18 protein-coding genes and 1 tRNA gene are annotated in these 22,086 nt (G+C 59.4%); 12 read left to right on the forward strand and 7 right to left on the reverse strand.

Going from position 1 to position 22,086, the window contains the following annotated elements:
• The first annotated feature begins 50 nt into the window (after positions 1–50).
• Entirely contained in the window at positions 51–1,700 is a 1,650-nt protein-coding gene (gene fumA, locus ACOTXI_RS05820) for a class I fumarate hydratase FumA (RefSeq protein ID WP_008500291.1), read from the forward strand.
• On the opposite strand, the gene ACOTXI_RS05825 is transcribed toward fumA, so the two are convergent.
• The gene (locus ACOTXI_RS05825; protein WP_008500290.1) at positions 1,689–2,582 is read right to left on the reverse strand and encodes a LysR family transcriptional regulator; all 894 of its coding nucleotides are present in this window, start codon (positions 2,580–2,582) and stop codon (positions 1,689–1,691) included. The genes fumA and ACOTXI_RS05825 overlap by 12 nt on opposite strands.
• A gap of 106 nt (positions 2,583–2,688) precedes the next feature.
• On the opposite strand from ACOTXI_RS05825, the gene ACOTXI_RS05830 reads away from it, so the two are divergent.
• The 3 genes from ACOTXI_RS05830 (at position 2,689) to ACOTXI_RS05840 (ending at position 6,366) form a co-directional block, all read left to right on the forward strand.
• Positions 2,689–3,987, forward strand: a complete 1,299-nt coding sequence (locus ACOTXI_RS05830; protein WP_008500289.1) for a serine hydrolase domain-containing protein — start codon at positions 2,689–2,691, stop codon at positions 3,985–3,987.
• 280 nt (positions 3,988–4,267) lie between these two features.
• Positions 4,268–5,581 carry an MFS transporter gene (locus tag ACOTXI_RS05835; protein WP_058653996.1) on the forward strand — a complete coding sequence of 438 codons (1,314 nt, stop codon included), beginning with the start codon at positions 4,268–4,270 and terminating at the stop codon, positions 5,579–5,581.
• The gene (locus ACOTXI_RS05840) at positions 5,578–6,366 is read left to right on the forward strand and encodes a substrate-binding domain-containing protein (RefSeq protein ID WP_023344462.1); all 789 of its coding nucleotides are present in this window, start codon (positions 5,578–5,580) and stop codon (positions 6,364–6,366) included. Before ACOTXI_RS05835 ends, ACOTXI_RS05840 begins: the two co-directional genes overlap by 4 nt.
• Here the strand turns inward: ACOTXI_RS05840 and ACOTXI_RS05845 are convergent.
• The 3 genes from ACOTXI_RS05845 to ACOTXI_RS05855 all read right to left on the reverse strand — a co-directional run bounded on the left by ACOTXI_RS05845 (position 6,341) and on the right by ACOTXI_RS05855 (position 9,007).
• Entirely contained in the window at positions 6,341–7,240 is a 900-nt protein-coding gene (locus ACOTXI_RS05845; protein WP_021241403.1) for a LysR family transcriptional regulator, read from the reverse strand. The genes ACOTXI_RS05840 and ACOTXI_RS05845 overlap by 26 nt on opposite strands.
• A 94-nt stretch (positions 7,241–7,334) precedes the next feature.
• On the reverse strand, positions 7,335–8,864 hold the full coding sequence (locus ACOTXI_RS05850; RefSeq protein WP_008499489.1) for a cryptochrome/photolyase family protein: 1,530 nt from the start codon (positions 8,862–8,864) through the stop codon (positions 7,335–7,337).
• Positions 8,861–9,007: a DUF2256 domain-containing protein gene (locus tag ACOTXI_RS05855; protein WP_071530926.1), complete on the reverse strand. Its 147-nt coding sequence runs from the start codon at positions 9,005–9,007 to the stop codon at positions 8,861–8,863. The genes ACOTXI_RS05850 and ACOTXI_RS05855 overlap by 4 nt, the downstream gene beginning before the upstream one ends.
• Positions 9,008–9,223: 216 nt before the next feature.
• On the opposite strand from ACOTXI_RS05855, the gene mtfA reads away from it, so the two are divergent.
• A complete protein-coding gene (mtfA, locus tag ACOTXI_RS05860; protein WP_008499488.1) occupies positions 9,224–10,021 on the forward strand; it encodes a DgsA anti-repressor MtfA in 798 nt (265 codons plus the stop codon).
• Here mtfA and ACOTXI_RS05865 read toward each other — a convergent pair.
• Positions 10,018–11,229 carry an MFS transporter gene (locus ACOTXI_RS05865; protein WP_008499487.1) on the reverse strand — a complete coding sequence of 404 codons (1,212 nt, stop codon included), beginning with the start codon at positions 11,227–11,229 and terminating at the stop codon, positions 10,018–10,020. The two genes, mtfA and ACOTXI_RS05865, sit on opposite strands and share 4 nt — an antisense overlap.
• Before the next feature lie 138 nt (positions 11,230–11,367).
• Here ACOTXI_RS05865 and ACOTXI_RS05870 point away from each other — a divergent pair, with 138 nt between their 5' ends.
• The 6 genes from ACOTXI_RS05870 to ACOTXI_RS05895 all read left to right on the forward strand — a co-directional run bounded on the left by ACOTXI_RS05870 (position 11,368) and on the right by ACOTXI_RS05895 (position 19,574).
• On the forward strand, positions 11,368–13,110 hold the full coding sequence (locus ACOTXI_RS05870) for an IucA/IucC family protein (RefSeq protein WP_008499486.1): 1,743 nt from the start codon (positions 11,368–11,370) through the stop codon (positions 13,108–13,110).
• A complete protein-coding gene (locus ACOTXI_RS05875) occupies positions 13,110–14,057 on the forward strand; it encodes a GNAT family N-acetyltransferase (protein WP_008499485.1) in 948 nt (315 codons plus the stop codon). Before ACOTXI_RS05870 ends, ACOTXI_RS05875 begins: the two co-directional genes overlap by 1 nt.
• The gene (iucC, locus tag ACOTXI_RS05880; protein WP_058653995.1) at positions 14,054–15,796 is read left to right on the forward strand and encodes an IucA/IucC family protein; all 1,743 of its coding nucleotides are present in this window, start codon (positions 14,054–14,056) and stop codon (positions 15,794–15,796) included. The genes ACOTXI_RS05875 and iucC overlap by 4 nt, the downstream gene beginning before the upstream one ends.
• Positions 15,793–17,118 carry a lysine N(6)-hydroxylase/L-ornithine N(5)-oxygenase family protein gene (locus ACOTXI_RS05885; protein WP_058653994.1) on the forward strand — a complete coding sequence of 442 codons (1,326 nt, stop codon included), beginning with the start codon at positions 15,793–15,795 and terminating at the stop codon, positions 17,116–17,118. The genes iucC and ACOTXI_RS05885 overlap by 4 nt, the downstream gene beginning before the upstream one ends.
• Positions 17,119–17,144: 26 nt before the next feature.
• Positions 17,145–19,334, forward strand: a complete 2,190-nt coding sequence (locus tag ACOTXI_RS05890) for a TonB-dependent siderophore receptor (RefSeq protein WP_058653993.1) — start codon at positions 17,145–17,147, stop codon at positions 19,332–19,334.
• 164 nt (positions 19,335–19,498) lie between these two features.
• Positions 19,499–19,574: transfer RNA gene (locus tag ACOTXI_RS05895), tRNA-Asn, on the forward strand.
• Between the two features lie 107 nt (positions 19,575–19,681).
• Here the strand turns inward: ACOTXI_RS05895 and ACOTXI_RS05900 are convergent.
• The gene (locus ACOTXI_RS05900; protein WP_023344471.1) at positions 19,682–20,083 is read right to left on the reverse strand and encodes a RidA family protein; all 402 of its coding nucleotides are present in this window, start codon (positions 20,081–20,083) and stop codon (positions 19,682–19,684) included.
• Positions 20,084–20,224: 141 nt separating this feature from the next.
• Between ACOTXI_RS05900 and ACOTXI_RS05905 the strand changes: the two genes are divergently transcribed.
• Positions 20,225–21,163, forward strand: coding sequence for a LysR family transcriptional regulator (locus ACOTXI_RS05905; RefSeq protein WP_045418722.1), 939 nt, complete (start codon positions 20,225–20,227; stop codon positions 21,161–21,163).
• 8 nt (positions 21,164–21,171) lie between these two features.
• Here the strand turns inward: ACOTXI_RS05905 and gcvA are convergent, their stop codons facing one another.
• Positions 21,172–22,083 (reverse strand): transcriptional regulator GcvA, encoded by a 912-nt coding sequence (gcvA, locus tag ACOTXI_RS05910; protein ID WP_421633883.1) that lies wholly within the window; start codon positions 22,081–22,083, stop codon positions 21,172–21,174.
• Positions 22,084–22,086: the final 3 nt, after the last annotated feature.

A 22,086-nucleotide genomic window follows, 5' to 3' on the forward strand; every position in this document is an offset into this window, starting at 1 on the left:
CCTGACCGCCGGACTTCTCCTCCGGCGGTTTTATTTTTTTGGAGCAAGCTATGTCAAACAAACCGTTTTTTTATCAAAACCCCTTCCCACTGGCGCACGACGACACCGAATACTATCTGCTGACCAAAGAGCACGTTTCCGTTGCCGAGTTCGAAGGCCAGGAAGTGCTGAAAGTGGAGCCGGAAGCGCTGACCCTGCTGGCGCAGCAGGCCTTCCACGACGCCGCATTTATGCTGCGTCCTTCCCACCAGAAGCAGGTTGCCGCCATCCTCAACGACCCGGAAGCCAGCCAGAACGACAAGTACGTTGCCCTGCAGTTCCTGCGCAACTCCGAGATCGCGGCCAAGGGCGTGCTGCCCACCTGCCAGGATACCGGCACCGCAATCATCATGGGTAAAAAAGGCCAGCGCGTCTGGACCGGCGGCGGTGACGAAGCGGCCCTGAGCCAGGGCGTGTATAACACCTACATTGAAGACAACCTGCGCTACTCGCAGAATGCGGCGCTGGACATGTACAAAGAGGTGAATACCGGTACCAACCTGCCCGCGCAGATCGATCTCTACAGCGTTGACGGCGATGAATACAAATTCCTGTGCATGGCAAAAGGCGGCGGTTCTGCCAACAAAACCTATCTGTATCAGGAAACCAAAGCGCTGATCACCCCGGCGAAGCTGAAAAACTATCTGGTTGAGAAAATGCGTACCCTGGGGACGGCGGCCTGTCCGCCATACCATATCGCATTCGTGATTGGCGGCACCTCGGCGGAAAGCACGCTGAAAACCGTGAAGCTGGCTTCCACCCGCTACTACGACGCCCTGCCGACGGAAGGCAACGAACACGGCCAGGCGTTCCGCGACGTTCAGCTCGAACAGGAGCTGCTCCAGGAAGCCCAGAACCTCGGCCTGGGCGCGCAGTTCGGCGGGAAATACTTCGCCCACGACATCCGCGTGATCCGCCTGCCGCGCCACGGCGCCTCCTGCCCTATCGGCATGGGGGTTTCCTGCTCCGCGGACCGCAACATCAAAGCGAAAATCAACCGCGACGGGATCTGGATCGAGAAGCTGGAGCACAACCCGGGTCAGTACATTCCGGAGTCACTGCGCCAGCAGGGCGAAGGCGACGTGGTCAGCATCGATCTGAACAAGCCGATGAATGAGATCCTGGCGCAGCTGTCTCAGTATCCGGTCTCTACCCGCCTGTCGCTGAACGGGACGATTATCGTGGCGCGCGACATCGCCCACGCGAAGCTGAAAGAGCTGCTGGATAACGGTGAAGAGCTGCCGCAGTACGTTAAAGATCACCCGATTTACTACGCGGGCCCGGCCAAAACGCCGGAAGGCTACGCGTCTGGCTCCCTCGGCCCAACCACCGCAGGGCGCATGGATTCGTATGTGGACTTGCTGCAGTCCCACGGTGCGAGCATGATCATGCTGGCCAAAGGCAACCGCAGCCAGCAGGTGACGGACGCCTGCCATAAGCACGGCGGTTTCTACCTGGGCAGCATCGGCGGCCCGGCGGCGGTGCTGGCGCAAAACAGCATCAAGAGCCTGGAGTGCGTGGCGTATCCTGAGCTAGGCATGGAAGCTATCTGGAAGATCGAGGTCGAGAACTTCCCGGCGTTTATCCTGGTGGATGACAAAGGCAACGATTTCTTCCAGCAGATCCAGAACCAGCAGTGTAAAGGCTGTTCACAGCGCTGAGTGCTTCCATACGTCCGGCAAGAGCGACAGCGTTTCAGCGATTGTGCTGCGCTTGTCGCTCCCCGGCTTCCAGATGGTGACCATCGTCTGACCAATCCCCTGGCTGCCCACTTCGGTGTGCAGCCTTTTTACGTTTTGCCACTGCCCGGCGTGAAAATGCGTCGGTAAGAATCCCCAGCCGCAGCCGCGCTCCAGCAGACCGCGCAGCATCTCCGGCTCATTGGTAAAGAGGGTATGCCCGGAAATCTGCAGGCGGCGCGCCACCGGCTCGTCCGAGGCGGGGTGCATGACGAGCTGAGGTACCAGGGAGAGATCGAGCAGCGACAGAGGGGAAGCACTGTCCGCAAACAGCCCGCTGGCGGCATAAAAATCCATCTCGATGGCCCCCAGGGCACGCCACTCCATGTCGTTGCCCACGCTGCGGTTGCGCGCCTGGCAGATGGCCAGATCCGCGTCGTTATTCGCCAGCAGCCGTTCCGATTCATCCCGCGAGGCGCAGATAAGGCTGAGGCGGATTTTTCGCACCGCCATTTCAGCAATCACCCCGTGAAGAAAGGCTCTGGGCGTAAAAGGATCGTAGACCAGCGTCAGGTCCTGCGTCGCACCGTGCGGCACCTCTCTGGCAAACGCCTCAAAGGCTTTTACCTGCCGCATCAGGAGGTGCGCCTGGCGCTGAAGCTGTTCCCCTTCGGGCGTGAGCCGCAGGGTGCGGCCGTCGCGAATAAACAGCGCATAGCCCAACCCATCCTCAAGAAAATCAACCAGATCGCGAAGCGTCGTGCGGTCCTTCTTCAGCGCCACCGCGGCTTTACTGAGGCTCCCATTCTCGGCCACGGCGGTAAATGCCTCGAGCTGTGCAAAAGAGTAAATCAGTCCAGCCACGCTACGCTCCCTCTGTTTTTTAGGGGGATTTTCCCCCACTACGCGTTTTTTATTATAGCCCCGGGGTTTTTAAACTGAAGCCGTTCTTAACATGTAAGAGACGGATATGAAAAACAGAAAAGTAAACCATGCCCTGCTGGCGGGCCTTGTCTTCAGCACCCTGATCTCCCCTGCGGCAGTGGCGGCCTGTAAAGGCACCGACCTCAGCGCCTGCCCTGCCCCCTTCGACACCACGCTGCCTGACACCCATAAGATGCTCACCTGGAGTCAGGCCGATCGCGTGGTGGGCTTTCGCAATGACTACCGCAACTACACCGGGGATGTTTTCCGCCACGGTAACGCTGTGCCGCTGGAAATGTCGGACAAGCCGCTCACGGACGCACACTATCAGGTCAACGGCAGGCGCTTCGGCCTTAAGGACTACCTCCAGCGGCAGAACGTCAGCGGCATGCTGGTGCTGAAGGACGGCAAAATCGCCTGGAAGTATCTTGGAGAGGGCAATACCGACTCGACGCTCTGGACCTCGCGCTCGGTTGGGAAATCGGTGGTATCGGCGCTGGTGGGCGTGGCCCTCAAAGAGGGAAAAATTCACTCGCTCGACGATCGGATCACGCGGTATGAACCCGACCTGAAAGGCACCGCGTGGGACGGCGTGACGCTTAAGCAGCTTATCACCCATACCTCCGGCGTGGCCTGGAACGAGGATTACACCAACCCTAAATCCGACTTCGCGCAGCTCACCGAGTGCGAGGCGAAGCCGGGTACCTATGACTGCGTGCGCAAGCTGGTGAAGGGGCTGCGCAGGGCGCACCCGGCCGGAGAGAACTGGTCTTACTCTTCGGGCGGCGCCTGGCTGCTGGGTGACGTGCTGGAGCGGGCCACCGGCATGACGCTCGCAGCCTATCTGGAGAAAAGCATCTGGCAGCCTTACGGCATGGCGAGCGACGGCGTGTGGCATGCCTACAGCAAAGGCCAGCACGACGTCGGCGCGCACGGCTTTAACGCCACGCTGGAGGACTGGGGACGCTTCGGGCAATTTATCCTGAACAACGGTACGTTACCGAACGGTAAGACCATCCTGCCGGAAAACTGGATCCGGCAGTCGTCAGGCTGGACGAAGGCCAAAGGCTCGGTCTCAGACGCCCATCCCGAGGGGCTGTACGGCTACCAGTGGTGGAACAATGAAGTGCCCGCCAACGCCGCGGGCGTAGAGCCGACGGCACAGGATTCGCTGAAAGGTTCGCTCTGGGCGCTGGGCATTTTCGGACAGATGATCGTGGTGAACCCGAAGGAAAATCTGGTCATCGTCCAGTGGTCTACCTGGCCGCAGGCGGAACCGTCCTTCAGCGCCCAGCCGCTGGAAGCCTCTCTGATGTTTAGCGCGATTGCCAGGGCGCTGCGCTAAATGGCCTCCGCCGGGTAATAAAGCGGTTACCCGGCTCATTCTGAAACGCGCCTCTGCGCCACATCACAAAATCGCAATATCAGAGACTTACAGAATATTGGTGAATAAAAAGCCAACATTTTGTTAAGTTATTGTTGCCATTAATTGTATTTATTCGCCGGATTATATTCATGCAAGAAATGCATCAGTCGATGCGGCATTTGCGCTTATCTAATTCCTCATCCTGATCCAGTTTTCAGAAACAGACGCGTAAAACGTCAACAATAAACTGGAGATAACCATGTTTTCCTCAACCTCACCTGCAACCGTACGTTCGAAGGCGGGCGCGATACTTCGCGTCACGTCCGGCAACTTTCTTGAGCAATTCGATTTCTTTCTGTTCGGCTTCTATGCCACCTACATCGCCCACACGTTCTTCCCGGCGAGCAGTGAATTTGCGTCGCTGATGATGACCTTCGCCGTCTTCGGCGCGGGCTTTTTGATGCGTCCAATCGGCGCCATTGTGCTGGGGGCTTATATTGACAAGGTTGGCCGCCGCAAAGGGCTAATAGTAACGCTTTCCATTATGGCGGCAGGGACCTTCCTGATCGTGCTGATCCCGTCTTATCAAAGTATTGGGCTTTGGGCGCCGCTGCTGGTGCTGACGGGCCGTCTGCTGCAGGGCTTTTCCGCCGGCGCGGAGCTTGGGGGCGTGTCGGTCTATCTGGCTGAAATCGCCACGCCGGGCCGCAAGGGGTTTTACACCAGCTGGCAGTCCGGTAGCCAGCAGGTCGCCATTATGGTCGCCGCCGCAATGGGCTTTGCGCTGAACGCGGTGCTGGAAGAGAGCGCCATCCGCGAATGGGGCTGGCGCATCCCGTTCCTGTTCGGCTGTTTAATCGTGCCGTTTATCTTTTTCCTGCGCCGCAAGCTGGAGGAGACGGAAGAGTTCAGCGCGCGCCGCCATCACCTGGAGATGCGTCAGGTCTTTAAAACGCTGCTCGCGAACTGGCAGGTGGTGGTCGCGGGCATGCTGATGGTGGCGATGACCACCACGGCCTTTTATCTGATCACCGTTTATGCGCCCACCTTTGGCAAAAAGGTGCTGATGCTGAGCGCGTCAGACAGCCTGCTGGTCACGCTGCTGGTGGCGATCTCTAACTTCGTCTGGCTGCCGGTGGGTGGTGCCCTGTCGGACCGTTTTGGCCGCAAGCCGGTGCTGATTGCCATGACCCTGCTGGCGCTGGCGACCAGCTACCCGGCCCTGACGCTGCTGGCGAACGCGCCCAGCTTCTTGATGATGCTGAGCGTGCTGCTGTGGCTCTCCTTCCTCTACGGCCTCTATAACGGCGCGATGATCCCGGCGCTGACGGAAATTATGCCTGCTGAAGTCCGCGTAGCAGGGTTCTCTCTGGCTTACAGCCTGGCAACGGCGGTGTTCGGTGGCTTTACCCCGGTGATGTCCACCGCGCTGATTGAATACACCGGTGACAAAGCCTCGCCGGGCTACTGGATGAGCTTCGCTGCGGTATGTGCCCTGCTGGCAACGCTCTACCTCTACCGCCGTCGTGCGATGTCGCTGCAAAATACCGTCAAGTCACAGGGGGCCGCATGAAACGCACGTCTCGCTATACCGCCAGCGCGCTGGTGCTGATGTTCCTGAGCGCGAGCGCCTGCGCGCAGGACGTGAAGGTCATGATTTCCGGCGGTTTCAAAGCCGCCCTGGAAAAGCTGGCGCCGGAGTATGAACGTCAGACCGGAGATAAAATTGTGGTCATCCCCGGCCCCTCAATGGGCAATACGCCGCAGGCGATCCCAAACCGGCTCGCGCGCGGCGAGAAGGCCGACGTGGTGATTATGGTGGGCGATGCGCTGGAGAAGCTCGAAAAGGCCAGCCAGACCCGGCCGGGTTCGCGAACGGAACTTGCGGACTCTCCCGTCGGCATGGTGGTAAAAAAAGGAGCGGATATACCGGACATCAGCAGCGACGCGAAACTGCGTGAAACGCTGCTGCAGGCCAGCTCCATCGCCTACTCTGACAGCGCCAGCGGCAGGTACGTCAGCCAGGGGCTGTTCAAAAAGCTGGGCATTGAAAAGGAGGTCGCCGATAAAGCGACAATGGTCGAGCGCATTCCGGTCGCCTCAGAAGTGGCTAAAGGAAAATACGCCGTCGGTTTCCAGCAGGTTAGCGAGCTTCTGCCGGTTCAGGGCGTCACCTTTGTCGGGAAAATCCCTGACAATGTGCAATACATCACGCGCTTCGCGGGTGCGGTCACTCGTCACGCTGAACACCCTGACGAGGGGAAAGCGCTGTTGACCTATCTCGCCTCACCGCCCTCACGCGCCGTCATCGAGAAGACGGGGATGATCCCCGTTACGTCCGGCGATACTGCTCGGTAATCTGCTTTTCCAGTTCAGCCGCAATGTAAGACTGGATGCGCCCCCGGCGCCGGATAAGCCCAACGGTGCGTTTCACTTCCGGCGCCACCAGCGGCAGATGCGTCAACAGCGTGTGCTCAGAGGTCGGCATTGACATGGCGGGAACGGCAGCGATGCCAATCCCCGCCTCTACCATACCGAGCATCGTGGTGACGTGACGCGTTTCGCAGACGCTGGGGCGCCCGGGAATAATATCCCCCAGCATCCGATCGAGCAGGTTACGGTTACCTGACGTTTTATCGAGGGAGATATAATCCTGCTGGTAAAACGCCTGCCACGTCAGGTGACTCTTCTGCGCCACGGGGTGATCCTTTCGGCACGCCGCGACGTAGACATCCTCCACCAGCGGGAAAAACTCGATTTCTGACGGCAGATTTCCTGCAAAGCAGATACCAAAATCCGCCTGGCTGCGGGCCACGGCGTCAATCACATTCCCCGCGCTGCTGTCGATGAGCTTGATGCGAACGCGCGGATAGCGAGACTGAAAACGCCGGATCACGTCGGGCATAAAGTAACAGGCCGCGGAAGGTACCGCGGCAACCGCGATCAGCCCCGTCCGCTCTTCGCTGGCCTTATCGACATCCGCCAGCATTGACTCCACGCTGTCGAGCAGCTGCGCGGAGCGCTCGGCAAAGTTTTGCCCGTAGAGCGTCAGCGCCACGCGGCGGGTGGTGCGATCGAACAGCCTGTTTCCCAGCGCGGCTTCCAGCTTTTCAATCCTGCGGCTCAGCGCCGACTGGGATAAGCAGATAGATTCAGCGGCGACACGGAAGTTACCGTATTCCACTAACGCTCTGAAAGCATAAAGATCGTTAAGGTCAAAATTCACGGGCATAGCGTCTGGATGTCCTGTCATGGAATACGCAACAAAGTCAAAAATAATAGCGTCTTATTGACCTGCCGCAACCGCCCAGGCGTTGAAATACCGATCAGAGGTCGTTGAGATGCAGGCGGACGTACCCGGCGCGGTCGGTAATGGCCTGCCGATCCTCTTCCGTCATGTCCGCAAGCTGTTTAAAGACAATGCCCAGGCGGGGATTGTTGCCGAGACGCGCCTGATTGCGCGCAAAGAAGTCCCAGTAAAGGGCATTGAAGGGGCAGGCCTGCTCTCCGGTACGCTGGTTGTGCTGATACCGGCACCCCTGACAGTAATTACTCATCTTATGAATGTATGACGCGCTTGAGACGTAGGGCTTACTGGCCAGCAACCCGCCATCGCCAAACTGGCTCATGCCGAGGGTATTGGGCAGTTCCACCCACTCAAAGGCGTCAATATAGACGCCCAGATACCATTCATGAACCGCCTGCGGCGACAGGCCGCTGAGCAGGCTAAAGTTTCCAATGACCATCAGGCGCTGGATATGGTGGGCGTAAGCCTCGGTGAGCGACTGCCCAACGGCATGCGCCAGGCAGCGCATCTGCGTTTTGCCCGTCCAGAACCAGTCCGGCAGCGGGGCGTGCTGGTCTAAGGCATTCAGTTCCCGATAGCCGGGCATCTGCGACCAGTAGATCCCGCGCACATACTCCCGCCAGCCGAGAATTTGCCGGATAAACCCTTCAACGGCAGGCAGCGGCGCGTGGCCCAAACGCCACGCCTGCTGGGCGGCGGCAACCACTTCCCGCGGATTAAGCATCTTTGTATTCAGCGCAAACGAAATTAACGAATGGAAAAGAAAAGGTTCCTCCGTGTGCATCGCGTCCTGCCAGTTTCCAAACTGCGGGAGCACGTGCGTGATAAATTCATTCAGCCTGGCTTTGGCTTCAGAACGGTTGAGCGGCCAGCGAAAATTGTCGGCCTGCGGTTCGCCGAAGGTCTTTACGCCGCAGCGTTGGATCTCCGCCCATAAGGCGGAACGATCGTGGCAGGGACGCGCGTCCCCAGGCGCGGGAGGCTCGCCGGACCAGCGCTTGCGGTTTTCAGCATCGAAATTCCATTTCCCCCCTTCCGGCTCGCCTGCTGACGTCAACAGGACGCCGTGCCGACGACGCATTTCCCGGTAAAAGTACTCCATTCGCCAGCTTTTGCGTGACGCAAAAAACGCGCTGACCTGTTCCCGCACGGTGAAAAAATGCTCGCTGCTGACGCAGGCCGTTTCAACGGAGACCGTTTTCGCCCACGCCTGCAGCTGCGTATCAAGACGCCATTCGTCGGGCTCCTGCCATATCACCCTGCCCGCGCCGTAATGCGCGACAAGCGCGTTGAGATTGTCTTCCAGCGCGCCGCGGTTCGAGCTGTCAGAAAGTCGGACATACCTCACCCGATGCCCCTTCTCCTTTAATGCAGAGGCAAACGCGCGCATGGCGGCGAAGATAGCGATAACTTTCTGGGCGTGATGAAGCACATAGGCGGTTTCTGCCCGGAGTTCCAGCATCACGTAAATGATGTTCGGACTGCAGGTATCAAACCAGCTGTGATGCGGATTAAGCTGATCGCCCAGGATCAGACGTAGCTCGGTCAACGGTGGCTCCTGCGACAGCGCTCAGAACAGTATTTAACCTCATTCCAGCATTTCGCCCATTTCTTGCGCCACGTCATGGGCCGCTGGCAGTGCACACACAGTCGACTGGGCAGGTCCTGCTTGTTACCTTTGAAATCGCTCATCTTTTCAATACCGTACTGATTTATTCACCCCACCTGCGGATAAAGGCTACGACAGACTTCACAAAATGAAGGTGATGCCCGCAAACCGCTACCCACCGCTACGTACGAAATGATAGTTTATTCAGGCTGGATTTGTCGCAGCAGGCGATATTCTGGCATCTTAACCTAACCTGACTTTCCCATTTTTGTTCAAGTGACGAGTTTGCGAGCAAAGCGATGATAAAGTGGCCCTGGAAAACGAATGAGGCTGGCCGGGATGTGGCGCTGCCATGGGATGACGCGCTGACGATCCCTGTTCTGGCTAATCTAAACCCGGATGAACAATCGAAACTGGTTCAGCTGGCGGATCGTTTTTTACAGCAAAAGCGCCTGGTGCCGCTGCAGGGGTTTGAACTCGATCCCCTGAAAAACGCCCGCATCGCGCTGCTTTTCTGTCTGCCGGTGCTTGAACTCGGCATTGAGTGGCTGGACGGTTTCCACGAAGTGCTTATCTATCCTGCGCCGTTCGTGGTGGATGACGAATGGCAGGACGATATTGGGCTGGTGCATAACCAGCGCGTGGTGCAGTCCGGACAAAGCTGGCAGCAAGGGCCGATTATCCTCAACTGGCTCGATATTCAGGACTCGTTCGACGCCTCCGGTTTTAATCTAATTATCCATGAAGTGGCACACAAGCTGGACACCCGCAACGGCGATCGCGCCAGCGGCGTCCCGCGGATCCCGCTTCGCGAAGTGGCGGGCTGGGAGCACGACCTGCACGCGGCGATGGATAACATCCAGGATGAAATAGACCTGGTGGGCGAAAGCGCGGCCAGCATTGACGCCTATGCGGCAACCGACCCGGCAGAGTGCTTTGCGGTGCTCTCCGAGTACTTCTTCAGCGCGCCCGAGCTCTTCGCGCCCCGTTTTCCGGCCCTCTGGCAACGTTTCTGCCAGTTTTATCAGCAGGATCCGCTACAGCGCCTGCGGCAGAATGAGGCGTCCGGCGGGCATTCGTCCCGCCAGTTTCATTAAGCTTTTTCAGCAGGGGTACGCTCGGTTGACCATACCCCTATGCTCAGGGCTAAAAACAGCAATGCCATTCCCCACGCGGCCACCGTTAAAGACTGCTCCCCGTAAAAGCGCGTCACGACCGGCACCATCAGCGCGCTGACGCCGTAGCCTAACGTGTGGCTGGTGGCGATGACGCCCGCCCCTTTCCCCGTGGTTAGCCGATCGTTCAGCAGCAGCTGGTAGCCCGGCGTGGCCATCGCCGCCCCGAGTGACGTGATAACAATCCCCACGTAGAACAGCGCTAAACCGGCGACAGACATCAGCCCAAGCCCAGCCACCATCAGCACCGCCGCGATGCTGAGCAATGTCACCGGGCTGAAATGCTGCGGGCGGACCACCAGAAACTGTGCCGCGAGCGTGGCCAGCGCGGCCAGGCTCAGCAGAAGCGCAACATGATGGCTGATGTCCCGGGCGTTACCGTCCAGCAAGGGGCTAAGATGCGGTGACAGGCCAATCTGCATCAGGCTCACCAGCGCCGCCAGCAGCAGCGCCAGCAGCAGGAACGGCAGCATGGAGGCCTGCAGGCGGGTTGCCTGATGGGCTACCGGCGGCAGCGGCGGATCGGCGACTTCGCGAAGCACCAGCAGCAGAGCGAGAAGCGGCGCAACCGCCATCAGCCAGAGCGGCGCCACCGGATTAACGCTGAGCATCAGCGCCGCCAGCGGCGGGCCGAGCAAACGCCCGCAGCTGAGGCCGGAGCTTATCGTCGCCAGCGCCGCCATTCTTTTCTCCAGTCCCGCACGCTGAATCGCCCACGTCTGGGCCGCAGGCACCAGCCCCGAGACCGTCAGTCCGTAGAGCAGGCGCGAGAATATAAGCCCCGCCAGCCCCCAGACCGTATCCAGCCTTCCGGCCGCCATCGCCCAGACCACCAGCGCCATCACGACGAAACTGGCCAGATAGCCGCTTAGCGAGGCCAGCATGACGGACTTACACCCCTTCCGCTCGCTCTGACGCCCCCACCAGGGCGAGGCCGGTAAAAAGAGCATGGATCCAAACATCAACAGCCCGGCCCAGACCGAGAGTGACAGCCCGGTCAGGGTGACCAGCTGCGGGAGCATCACCAGCAAACCGTTTTGCCCGATGCCCAGTAACCCCGCAGATAGCGCCAGGGGCCAGTTAGCTTTTGAAGTGACGTTTTCCGTCAAGGTTTCAGAGTCAGCGCGCATGAGAATGTGAACATAGTGTCAATAAATGTGTGGAAATTATGAAGTTTATGAAAACAAATATTGCAAAAATGGTTGCGAGTGTAAACAGAATGAATATCATAACGAGAATTATTATCAATCATGGAATGAGGTACATCTATGCGTGCTCTGCTCCGCGCCGCCGGTACAGACGTTGCAGCCCAGTGCTTTTTAAACGCCCTGTTGCGTGAAACGAAGGACTGGCGCTATCTCCCCGCTACCGATGCGGATGCACTATCTGAGATCCATATCCCGCTTTCCCAAACCCAGGCGCTTCGGGTGCCGGTACGCTATTTCTCACCCACCCAGCATCATCAGTACCGTTTCCCGGCAACGCGGATTCAGAGCAACAGCGACAGGGGTGACGCCGTCACTTTCCCTCAACTGCTTGATTTAATTCTTGAAAAACCGTCCGTAAAAGGCTCGCTGGATGCCGATACGCTGGCGCGTTTTAAGCAGCGCGTTCTCGAAAGCCATGCACACACCTGGCAGGCGATTGATTTACGCCACCGCTGGGCAACCCTGCGCGATAAGCCGCTGACGTTTGCCGAAGCGGAACAGGCGCTGCTGGTCGGCCATGCGTTTCACCCGGCACCGAAGTCCCACGAGCCGTTCAACGAAGCCGAGGCGCGCCGCTATTTGCCCGATTTCGCCTCCCGCTTCCCGCTGCGCTGGTTTGCCGTTGAGAGCACGCTCGTTGCCGGCGACAGCCTGAACGTCTCCCTGCGTGAGCGTCTGCTGCGCTTTGCGGCCCAGAGCGCGCCCGAGCTGCTCGGCCACTTTACCGACACCCGCTGGCTGCTGCCGATGCACCCGTGGCAGGCCGACTATCTGCTGGAGCAGAACTGGTGCCAGCGTCTGGTGGAAAACGGTTCGTTGCAGGACCTGGGTGAAGCGGGCGCACAGTGGCTGCCCACCAGCTCCTCCCGCTCGCTGTACAGCGAGACCAACAGCGACATGATTAAGTTCTCCCTCAGCGTGCGCCTGACCAACTCCGTGCGGACGCTGTCGGTGAAAGAGGTGAAGCGCGGCATGCGCCTGGCGCGTCTGGCAAAAACGGAACGCTGGCAGGATTTACAGGCGCGCTACCCGACCATGCGCGTGATGCAGGAAGACGGCTGGGCGGGGCTGCGTGACGAGAGCGGCACTATTCAGGAAGAGAGCCTGATGGCCCTGCGCGTCAATCTGCTGTTCGATACGCCAGACACCCAGACCAACGTGCTGGTGAGCCTGACGCAGGCCGCGCCGGACGGCGGTGACAGCCTGCTCGCCGCGGCGGTGCGCCGTCTGAGCCAGCGTCTTGATTTACCGCTCGCCCAGGCCGCCCGCTGCTGGCTGGACGCCTACTGCGACCGCGTATTGCTTCCGCTGTTCAGCGCCGAGGCGGACTACGGTCTGGTCCTTCTGGCGCACCAGCAAAATATCCTCGTTGAGATGCAGCAGGATTTCCCGGTCGGGCTGATCTACCGCGACTGCCAGGGCAGCGCGTGGACCGAAGGCGCCGACGCGTGGCTGAAAGAGGCGGGCGAAACTGAGGTGGAAAACCGCTTCGGCGAGAGCCAGCTGCTGCGCTACTTCCCTTACTACCTGCTGCTGAACTCTACCCTTGCCGTCACCGCCGCCCTCGCCGCCGCCGGTTTCGACAGCGAAGAGAGCCTGATGTCCCGGGTGCGCGACGCGCTGGCAGAACTGCGCCGCACGGCGAAGCAGACCCGCTGCCTCGACTACGTGCTCGACAGCCCGACCTGGAACTGCAAAGGCAACTTCTTCTGCTACCTGCACGATCGCAATGAAAACACCATCGCCGATCCGGCGGTGATCTATTTCGACTTTAGCAACCCGTTCTACAAGGAGAAGGCGTGATGGCTATCGCGAATATCGTCCATTCCGGCTACGGCTTTCACTGCACCGCAACGGATCGCGCCCTGCCGCTGGCGTTGGGTCTCGACGGCAGCGCGGTGCTGGAGCGTCTGAAGGGGATCCCGGACGGCTGGCTGGTGGAAGCCCTGGATCAGCTGTTTGTGGCCGCCCCCGCGCTGACCGGCATTACGTTGCCGTGGGCGGACTGGCAGGATGAACCCCAGGCGCAGGCGCTGTTTGGCCTGGCCCACGGTGATTATCTGGCGCGCGACGCCTTCTGGCAATTGCCGCTGTGGCTGAAGGGCGAACGCCTGCAGGCGAGCGGCGGAATGCAGTTTGACGAGAGCCGTCAACTGTACTTCCCGCTGCGCCCTCGCCGCCCGCAGGGTGAGGTGTATCGCCGTTACGATCCGCAAATTAAGCGTACCCTCAGCTTCCGCGTGGCCGACGTGGCGCTGGACGGCGAGCGTTTTACCCGCTGGATGAATAACCCGCGTGTGAACGCCTTCTGGGAGATGGCGGGCCCGCAGGCCGAGCAGGAAAACTACCTGCGCCGTCAGCTCGACTCGACCTACTGCTACCCGGTTATTGGCTGCTTCGACGATCAACCGTTTGGCTATTTTGAACTCTACTGGGCACCGGAAGACCGCATTGGCCGCCACTACCGCTGGCAGCCGTTTGACCGCGGGCTGCACATGCTGGTGGGCGAAGAGAACTGGCGCGGCGCGCAGTACATCCGCAGCTGGCTGCGCGGTCTGAGCCACTACCTGTATCTCGATGAACCGCGCACCACGCGCATCGTGGCCGAGCCGCGCTTCGACAACCAGCGCCTGTTCCGTCACCTTTCCTCTGCCGGTTTTGACACGGTGAAAGAGTTCGACTTCCCGCATAAACGCTCGCGCCTCATTATGAGCCAGCGTCACCGCTTCTTCAGCGAGGTGGGCCTGTGAACGCGCTCTGGGAAAAAGTGAACCGCGAGATGGTGGCGAAGATCCTCGCCGAGCTGGAATACGAGCGCACCCTGCGCGCCGAGCCGGTTTCGTCGGACGGCTGGCGCATCGCCATGGGCAACGCGTCCTGGCAGTTTTGCGCCACGCGCGGGATCTGGGGCTGGCTGCATATCGACCCGGACAGCCTGACCACCGCCAGCGGCGATGCCGTCGAAGCGGAAAGCGCGCTGCTGCAGCTGGCGACGGTGCTGGAGATGAGCGACGCGCAAACGGCAGAGCACATGGAGGACCTCTACGCCACGCTGCGCGGCGACATGCAGCTGCTGCAGGCGCGTGACGCGCTGGATGCGGACGCGCTGATCCACCTCGATCCGGACGAATTACAGTGCCTGATGCGCGGTCACCCGAAGTTTATTTTCAACAAAGGTCGCCGCGGCTGGGGGCTGGACGCGCTGCGCCAGTACGCACCGGAGTACCGCGGACGTTTTTGTCTGCACTGGGTTGCCGTTCAGCGAGAGCATCTGGTCTGGAGCAGCGACGCCGATTGCGATATCAGCGCCCTGCTGGCGAGCGCCATGGACAACGCCGAGCGCGCCCGCTTTGACGCCCGCTGGCAGGCGCTGGGCCTCGACGAGAGCTGGCTGCCGGTGCCGCTGCACCCGTGGCAGTGGCAGCAGAAGATCGCCATTCATTTCCTGCCGCAGCTGGCGCGCGGTGAGATGGTTGAGCTGGGCGAGTTTGGCGATGAGTACCTGGCGCAGCAGTCTCTGCGCACGCTCACCAACGCCAGCCGTCGCGCGCCGTTTGACATCAAGCTTCCGCTGACGATCTACAACACCTCCTGCTATCGCGGTATTCCGGGCAAATACATTGCCGCCGGGCCGCTGGCCTCGCGCTGGCTGCAGCAGCAGTTTGCCACCGACGCCACGCTTGCCCGCTCTGGCGCGCAGGTACTTGGCGAACCCGCCGCCGGATATCTGTCGCATCCGGGCTATGCGGCGCTGCCGAAAGCGCCGTACCGCTATCAGGAGATGCTGGGGGTGATCTGGCGCGAGAACCCGTCCTGCTATCTGCAGGAGGGTGAACAGGCGGTGCTGCTGGCGGCGCTGATGGAAACCGATAACGCCGGGCGCCCGCTCATCGACGCGTGGATCAACCGTTCCGGGCTAAGCGCCGACGCGTGGCTGGAAAAGCTGTTTGAGGCATCGGTGATCCCGTTCTATCACCTGCTCTGCCGCTACGGCGTGGCGCTGATCGCCCACGGGCAGAACGTGACGCTGGTGATGAAGGACTCTATCCCACAGCGCATCCTGCTGAAGGATTTCCAGGGCGATATGCGCCTGGTGGATGAAGATTTCCCGCAGGCCCAGAGCCTGCCGGAACAGGTGAAGGCCGTCACGGCGCGCCTGAGCGCGGATTACATCATCCATGACCTGCAAACCGGCAACTTCGTGACGGTGCTGCGTTTTATCTCACGCCTCACGCTGCAAAGCGGCGTCAGCGAAACGCGTTTCTATCAGATCCTCGCCGGCGTTCTGCACCGCTATATGGCCGTGCACCCCGAGCTTGCCGAGCGCTTTGCGACGTTCGACCTGTTCAAGCCGCAAATTATTCGCGTGATCCTCAACCCGGTCAAACTGACCTTCTCCGAACACGACGGCGGCAGCCGCATGCTGCCGAACTACGTCACCGACCTTGATAACCCTCTTTTTCTGGCCTCCCGGGAGTCCGCGCAATGAAAACCTATGATTTCATCGGCATTGGTATTGGCCCGTTTAACCTCAGCGTCGCCGCCCTCGCAGAAGGTCTGGACGGCTTTAGCTCGCTGTTCCTTGAGCGTAAACCGCACTTCTCATGGCACCCGGGGATGATGGTGCCGGACTGCCACATGCAGACCAGCTTCCTGAAGGATCTGGTCAGCGCCGTGGAGCCGACCAACCGCCACAGCTTTCTGAACTACCTGGTGCAGCGCAAAAAGTTCTACCGCTTCCTGACCACCGAGCAGCGCACGGTTTCCCGCGAAGAGTTTGCGGACTACCTGTGCTGGGCCGCGGATAACCTCACCAACCTCGCCTTCAGCCAGCAGGTGCAGCAGGTGAGCTTTGATGAGAAAAACGGCCTGTTTGAGGTGGTGACCCAGTGCGACCGCTTCCTGGCGCGCCACGTCTGCGTAGGGATCGGTAAGCAGATCAACCTGCCGGACTGCGTCACCGTGCAGGACGATAGCTGCTTCCACGCCAGCGAGATGATGCTGCGCACGCCGGATCTTACGGGCAAGCGCGTCACCGTCGTCGGCGGCGGCCAGAGCGGCGCCGACCTGTTCCTGAATATTTTCCGTGGCGAATGGGGCCAGCCGCTGAGCCTGAACTGGGTCTCACGCCGCAACAACTACAATGCGCTGGATGAGGCCGCCTTTGCTAACGAGTATTTCACGCCGGAGTACGTGGACAGCTTCTCCACGCTCGGTGAAGAGGCGCGTCGGCAGATGCTACACGAGCAGAAGATGACCTCCGACGGCATCACCACCGAGTCACTGCTGGCGATTTACCGCGCCATGTACCATCGCTTCGAAGTGCTGCGTGAAAAACCCTGGGCGCACCTGATGCCGTCCCGTTCGGTGACGGCCCTGACGCGCCTGGAAAACGGACAGCGTCTGAGCATACAGCATCACCTCGACGGCGGCCGAGAGCAGCTGGAGAGTGACGTTGTGATCTTCGCCACCGGCTATCGCGCCGTGCAGCCAGCGTTCCTCGCGCCGCTGTCTCACCGCCTGCATCTGGATACGGACGAAGCCTTCTGCATCAACAACGATTTCACCCTCGAATGGGACGGCCCGCAGAGTAACCGCCTGTTTGCCGTGAATGCCGGGATGCACCGTCTCGGCATTGCCGAACCCCAGCTCAGCCTGATGGCCTGGCGCGCGGCGCGAATTTTGAATCGCGCGCACGCCGACGAGCCGTTTGAGCTGGCTACCACCCCCGGCGTTATCCACTGGCGAAGCACCACCAGCCCGGAGAACAGCCAGGTTTTTAAATCATTAGCAAAAACCACCGAGTACTGACACACACAATCAGGGTCAACATAACAATGAAACGTTCTCATCTTTGGGTTTTAAATCCTTGCCTGCTTGCAATGCTTTCTACCTCTGCGTGGGCGGAAGAACAAAAGGAAGAAAATATCGTTGTCTCCGCCAGCCGCGCGCACCGCAGCGTGGCGGAGATGGCGCAGACCACCTGGGTCATTGAGCGGGCTGAAATTGAGCAGCAGGTTCAGGGCGGGAAAGAGATTAAAGAAGTGCTGGCGCAGCTGATTCCGGGCATGGACGTCAGCAGCCAGGGACGTACCAACTACGGCATGAACCTGCGCGGCCGCTCCATGATGGTGATGGTGGACGGCGTGCGCCTGAACTCGTCCCGCAGCGACAGCCGCCAGCTCGACTCTATCGATCCGTTCAACATTGACCGTATCGAGGTTATCTCCGGCGCCACGTCACTCTACGGCGGCGGCAGTACCGGCGGTCTGGTGAACATCGTCACCAAAAAAGGCCAGCCTGAGACCGAAGTCGAATTCCAGACCGGGGCTAAAAGCGGGTTCAACAGCCACAACGACCACGATGAGAACGTATCGGCAGCGGTCAGCGGCGGCAACGATAACGCGTCCGGTCGTCTGTCGGTGTCGTATCAGCGCTACGGCGGCTGGTATGACGGCAACGGCGACGAGGTGATTATTGATAACACCCAGACCGGCTTACAGTATTCCGACCGTATCGATGTGATGGGAACAGGCACCATCAATATTGACGATCACCAGCAGCTGCAGCTGACGACCCAGTACTACAAGAGCGAGTCCGACGGCAAGCATGGTCTGTATCTCGGGAAGAACTTCTCGGCGGTCACGGGGGATGCGACCGCGTACAACAAAGGTAACCTCGATTCTGACCGCGTGCCGGGTACCGAGCGCCATCTGATCAACCTGCAGTACTCCAATACCGACTTCTGGGGCCAGGATCTGGTCGCGCAGATTTACTATCGCGACGAGAGCCTGACCTACTATCCGTTCCCAACCCTGACCAAAGGCGTGGTCACCAGCATCGGCGCGTCGCAGCAGAAAACCGATTTCTACGGCGGCAAGCTGACGCTGAACAGCAAGCCGGTGGACGATTTGACGCTGACCTGGGGTATGGATGCCGACCACGAAACCTTCGACGCCAACCAGCAGTTCTTCAACCTGAAAAAAGCTGCGGCAAGTGGCGGCATGGAGCTGGATAACGCCTACAACGTGGGCCGCTACCCGGGCTACAGCATCACCAACCTCGCCCCGTTCCTGCAGGCCAGCTATGATATTGACGCCATCACCCTGAGCGGCGGCGTGCGCTACCAGTACACCGAGAACAAGGTGGACGACTTTGTCGGTTACACCCAGCAGCAGGCCATCGCTACCGGGAAAGCCACCTCCGCCGACGCGGTGCCGGGCGGGAAAACCGATTACAACAACTTCCTGTTTAACGCCGGGATCCTCGGTCGCCTGACCGAACAGCAGCAGCTGTGGTTTAACTTTTCCCAGGGCTTCGAAATTCCGGACCTGGCGAAGTACTACGGCTCCGGGACCTATCAGCTCAGCAACGGTCACTATCGCCTGCTGAACAGCGTCAACGTCAACGACTCGAAGCTGGACGGTATCAAGGTCAACGCTTATGAGCTGGGCTGGCGCTACACCGGGGATAACCTGCGCACCCAGGTTGCGGCGTATTACTCGCTCTCGGATAAAACCATCACCATCAACAAGACGGACATGACCATTAACCTGGAAGACGACAAGCGTCGTATCTACGGGGTGGAAGGTCAGGTGGACTACTTCTTCACCGACAGCGACTGGAGCACGGGCGCGAACTTTAACGCCATTAAGTCGGAAACTCGCGAAAACGGGAAATGGGAGAAGCTGACGGTAGACAGCGCCAGCCCGTCGAAAGCCAGCGCGTGGGTCAACTGGGCGCCGGGCGACTGGACCCTGCGCATGCAGAGCACGCAGACCTTTGACGTCTCTGACGCCGACGGCAAGAAGATCGATGGCTATAACACGGTCGACTTCCTGGGCAGCTACGCCCTGCCGGTGGGTAAAGTCAGCTTCAGCGTGGAGAACCTGCTGGACAAAGACTACACCACCGCCTGGGGCCAGCGCGCGCCGGGGCTGTATAGCCCAACCTACGGTGCACCGGGTCTGTATACCTATAAAGGCCGTGGGCGGACGTTTGGTCTGAACTACTCCGTTCTGTTCTAATCCTGAGCGCCGCCTGCGGGCGGCGCATTTTGCTGTGTAATTTCGAAGCGAATTTACTATAAAATCAGCGATTTGCTGAAATTGTCGGCAAACGAACAAAAAGCGCGATTTCACCCTTTGACAAGGCGAACTGAGGTCGCTACTATGCGCCTCGTTCACACGATTCCTCTGTAGTTCAGTCGGTAGAACGGCGGACTGTTAATCCGTATGTCACTGGTTCGAGTCCAGTCAGAGGAGCCAAATTTGAAAAGCCTGCTTTTGAAGCAGGCTTTTTGCTTTTCTGCGTCGGGTAAAATTGTCGGGTGGCGGCTTCGCCTTACCCGACCTACGGGACTGCATCTCTGAAGTTAACTCTGAATCGCATCCAGCCTGGCAATCACCTTAATCTCAAACTTAAATCCGTACAGCCACGTCACGCCGATCCCGGTCAAGGTAGGATAAGGCGCGTCCCCCCAATATTCTGGCAGGATACTCCAGATAGCGTCGAGGTTTGACTCGGGATCGACGACAAAGAGGGTCACGTCAACCACGTCAGCGAACGTGCAGCCCGCAGCCGCGAGGACAGCATTAAGATTATCGAAGGCCAGCCTGACCTGCGCTCTCAGATCGGGTTCAGGCGAACCATCCTCGCGACTACCCACCTGCCCCGAAACGAACAAGAAACCGTTGGATTTGATGGCCGGTGAATAGCGATTGCGCTCATAGAGCGCCTGCCGACCGGAGGGGAAAACTGCTTCGCGTGCTGTCATGTTTGTACCTTTGCAATAGGGCAAAATCAGCCCGTTGAACATAAAGACACTTTACAGGTGCAGGTTCGGGCGGATAAACAAGCGACTTTGTCCATCATTGTTTGTAATATCCAAACAATCGGTGAAAAGAGAGGATAAGGAATGGATCGTTTCGACGCGATGCGCGCCTTTGCTCGCGTGGTGGAGGCAGGTAGCTTCACAAAGGCTGCCCAAACGCTTCATATGAGCAAAACCACGGTGACGCAGCTCATTCAGCAACTGGAAGCGCGCCTGCGCGTCAAATTGCTCCATCGCACCACCCGCAGGCTCGGTGTGACCCCCGATGGCGCGGTCTACTACGAACGCGTCATCCGCCTGCTGGCGGACATGGAAGATGCTGAAAACAGCCTGTCCAGCGCGACGATGACGCCCAGGGGACGGCTACGGGTTGATGTGCCCAGTCCGCTGGCCCGCCTCATCCTGGTGCCGGCGCTACCGGCTTTCCATGCACGCTACCCGGATATCCAGTTCGATATGGGCGTGAGCGACCGGGTGGTGGATCTGATCGGCGACAACGTGGATTGCGTCCTGCGCGGTGGCGAAATCAACGACCAGTCCCTGATCGCACGCCATGTCGGCGATTTGCACATCGGTGTTTACGTCGCACCGAGCTATGTGGAACGCCTCGGCGCCCCGGCGCACCCGCGAGAGCTGGAAAACACCGACCATCGCATTGTAGGGTTCTTGTCCTCGCGCACCGGTAAGATTGATCCTCTGGTACTGCGCAGTGAGAGTGAACATATTGACATCACGGGCAGCTATGTCCTTGCCGTGGATGATGGCAATGCTTACCTCGAAGCTGGGTTAGCCGGGTTAGGCGTGATTGCGCTGCCGGTCTATATGGCAGAAGCGCATCAGGCTTGTGGTTCCTTGATTCGGCTATTCGAACATTGGCGTATTAAGCCAATGCCCCTGTACCTGGCATTTCCCCCTAACCGCCACGTCAACGCCAAACTGCGCGTTTTTATTGATTGGATCGTTGAATTGATGCAGCAGCATGTCCCTAATTCCAATAATAAGTCACTCCCTCCCAGCCCCTGATTCGCTCATTAGGGTTGGTTACTTTCCACAGCACTCACCGCTCGCCGCCAGGCCGCCACCTCCTCATCCAGCCACGCCACAAAAAGCCCCACCTCCGGCTTCTCCTCCTTTGGCTGCGCTGTCACCAGCCAGTAAGGCCAGGGATATGGCGCAGTGATGGAGGTTAGCTGGACCAGTTCACCTCGGATGATGGCATCCTGAACCAGAGAGCGACGCTCCAGCGCGATGCCTTTCCCGAGCCGGACGGCTTCAATAATTAAATTCGAGTCGTTAACGCATAAACCGTCAGGCACGATCTCTTTCTCAAGACCCGCATTCATGCACCACGTTTTCCACGACTCCATGGAAAAAATAAGATGACTTTTTGCAATGTCAGACGGCGTAGCGGGCAGCACGCCCCCGTTACAGCCCGGTGCGGCCACCACAATGAGCTCATCGGAAAAAAGATAATGACTTTCGCTCCCTTCCCAGTTTCCCTGCCCCATCCGTATCGCGATATCTATCCCTTCCTGCTGCAGGCTGGTGACCGTCAGACTGGCCTGGATCCGCAGGGTAATAAGCGGATACTTCGTCCGAAAGCGTTCCAGGCGCGGCAAAAGCCAGTGGCATCCAAATGACGGCACCATCGCCAGCGTCAGCTCCTGCTTTCTCGGCTTCACCTGTACGAGCCGGGTAGCATCCGCGATGTGGTTCAACGCTTCGCGTACCTGTAAGGCATAGAGCCGCCCTTCTTCGTTGATCTGCACTCCTCGCCCCAGACGGATAAACAGCTTTACGCCCACCATCTCCTCCAGCGTTTTGATCTGCTGGCTGATAGCGGAATGGGTAACGTGGAGTTCTTTCGCCGCCAGCGTCACGCTGCCAAGACGGGCGACGGCTTCAAAGCTTCGCAAACTGGCAATGGGTGGAAAATCCGACATGAA

It is taken from the genome of Enterobacter cloacae complex sp. BZL2005 (assembly GCF_049238885.1).
GTDB lineage: Bacteria > Pseudomonadota > Gammaproteobacteria > Enterobacterales > Enterobacteriaceae > Enterobacter > Enterobacter roggenkampii.

Bases quoted from the DNA above. Each gene is read 5' to 3' on its own strand.
- fumA (WP_008500291.1), top strand. From the start codon at position 51: ATGTCAAACAAACCGTTTTTTTATCAAAACCCCTTCCCACTGGCGCAC.
- ACOTXI_RS05830 (WP_008500289.1), top strand. From the start codon at position 2,689: ATGAAAAACAGAAAAGTAAACCATGCCCTGCTGGCGGGCCTTGTCTTC.
- ACOTXI_RS05835 (WP_058653996.1), top strand. From the start codon at position 4,268: ATGTTTTCCTCAACCTCACCTGCAACCGTACGTTCGAAGGCGGGCGCG.
- ACOTXI_RS05840 (WP_023344462.1), top strand. From the start codon at position 5,578: ATGAAACGCACGTCTCGCTATACCGCCAGCGCGCTGGTGCTGATGTTC.
- ACOTXI_RS05845 (WP_021241403.1), bottom strand. From the start codon at position 7,240: ATGCCCGTGAATTTTGACCTTAACGATCTTTATGCTTTCAGAGCGTTA.
- ACOTXI_RS05855 (WP_071530926.1), bottom strand. From the start codon at position 9,007: ATGAGCGATTTCAAAGGTAACAAGCAGGACCTGCCCAGTCGACTGTGT.
- mtfA (WP_008499488.1), top strand. From the start codon at position 9,224: ATGATAAAGTGGCCCTGGAAAACGAATGAGGCTGGCCGGGATGTGGCG.
- ACOTXI_RS05865 (WP_008499487.1), bottom strand. From the start codon at position 11,229: ATGCGCGCTGACTCTGAAACCTTGACGGAAAACGTCACTTCAAAAGCT.
- ACOTXI_RS05870 (WP_008499486.1), top strand. From the start codon at position 11,368: ATGCGTGCTCTGCTCCGCGCCGCCGGTACAGACGTTGCAGCCCAGTGC.
- ACOTXI_RS05875 (WP_008499485.1), top strand. From the start codon at position 13,110: ATGGCTATCGCGAATATCGTCCATTCCGGCTACGGCTTTCACTGCACC.
- ACOTXI_RS05885 (WP_058653994.1), top strand. From the start codon at position 15,793: ATGAAAACCTATGATTTCATCGGCATTGGTATTGGCCCGTTTAACCTC.
- ACOTXI_RS05890 (WP_058653993.1), top strand. From the start codon at position 17,145: ATGAAACGTTCTCATCTTTGGGTTTTAAATCCTTGCCTGCTTGCAATG.
- ACOTXI_RS05900 (WP_023344471.1), bottom strand. From the start codon at position 20,083: ATGACAGCACGCGAAGCAGTTTTCCCCTCCGGTCGGCAGGCGCTCTAT.
- ACOTXI_RS05905 (WP_045418722.1), top strand. From the start codon at position 20,225: ATGGATCGTTTCGACGCGATGCGCGCCTTTGCTCGCGTGGTGGAGGCA.
- gcvA (WP_421633883.1), bottom strand. From the start codon at position 22,083: ATGTCGGATTTTCCACCCATTGCCAGTTTGCGAAGCTTTGAAGCCGTC.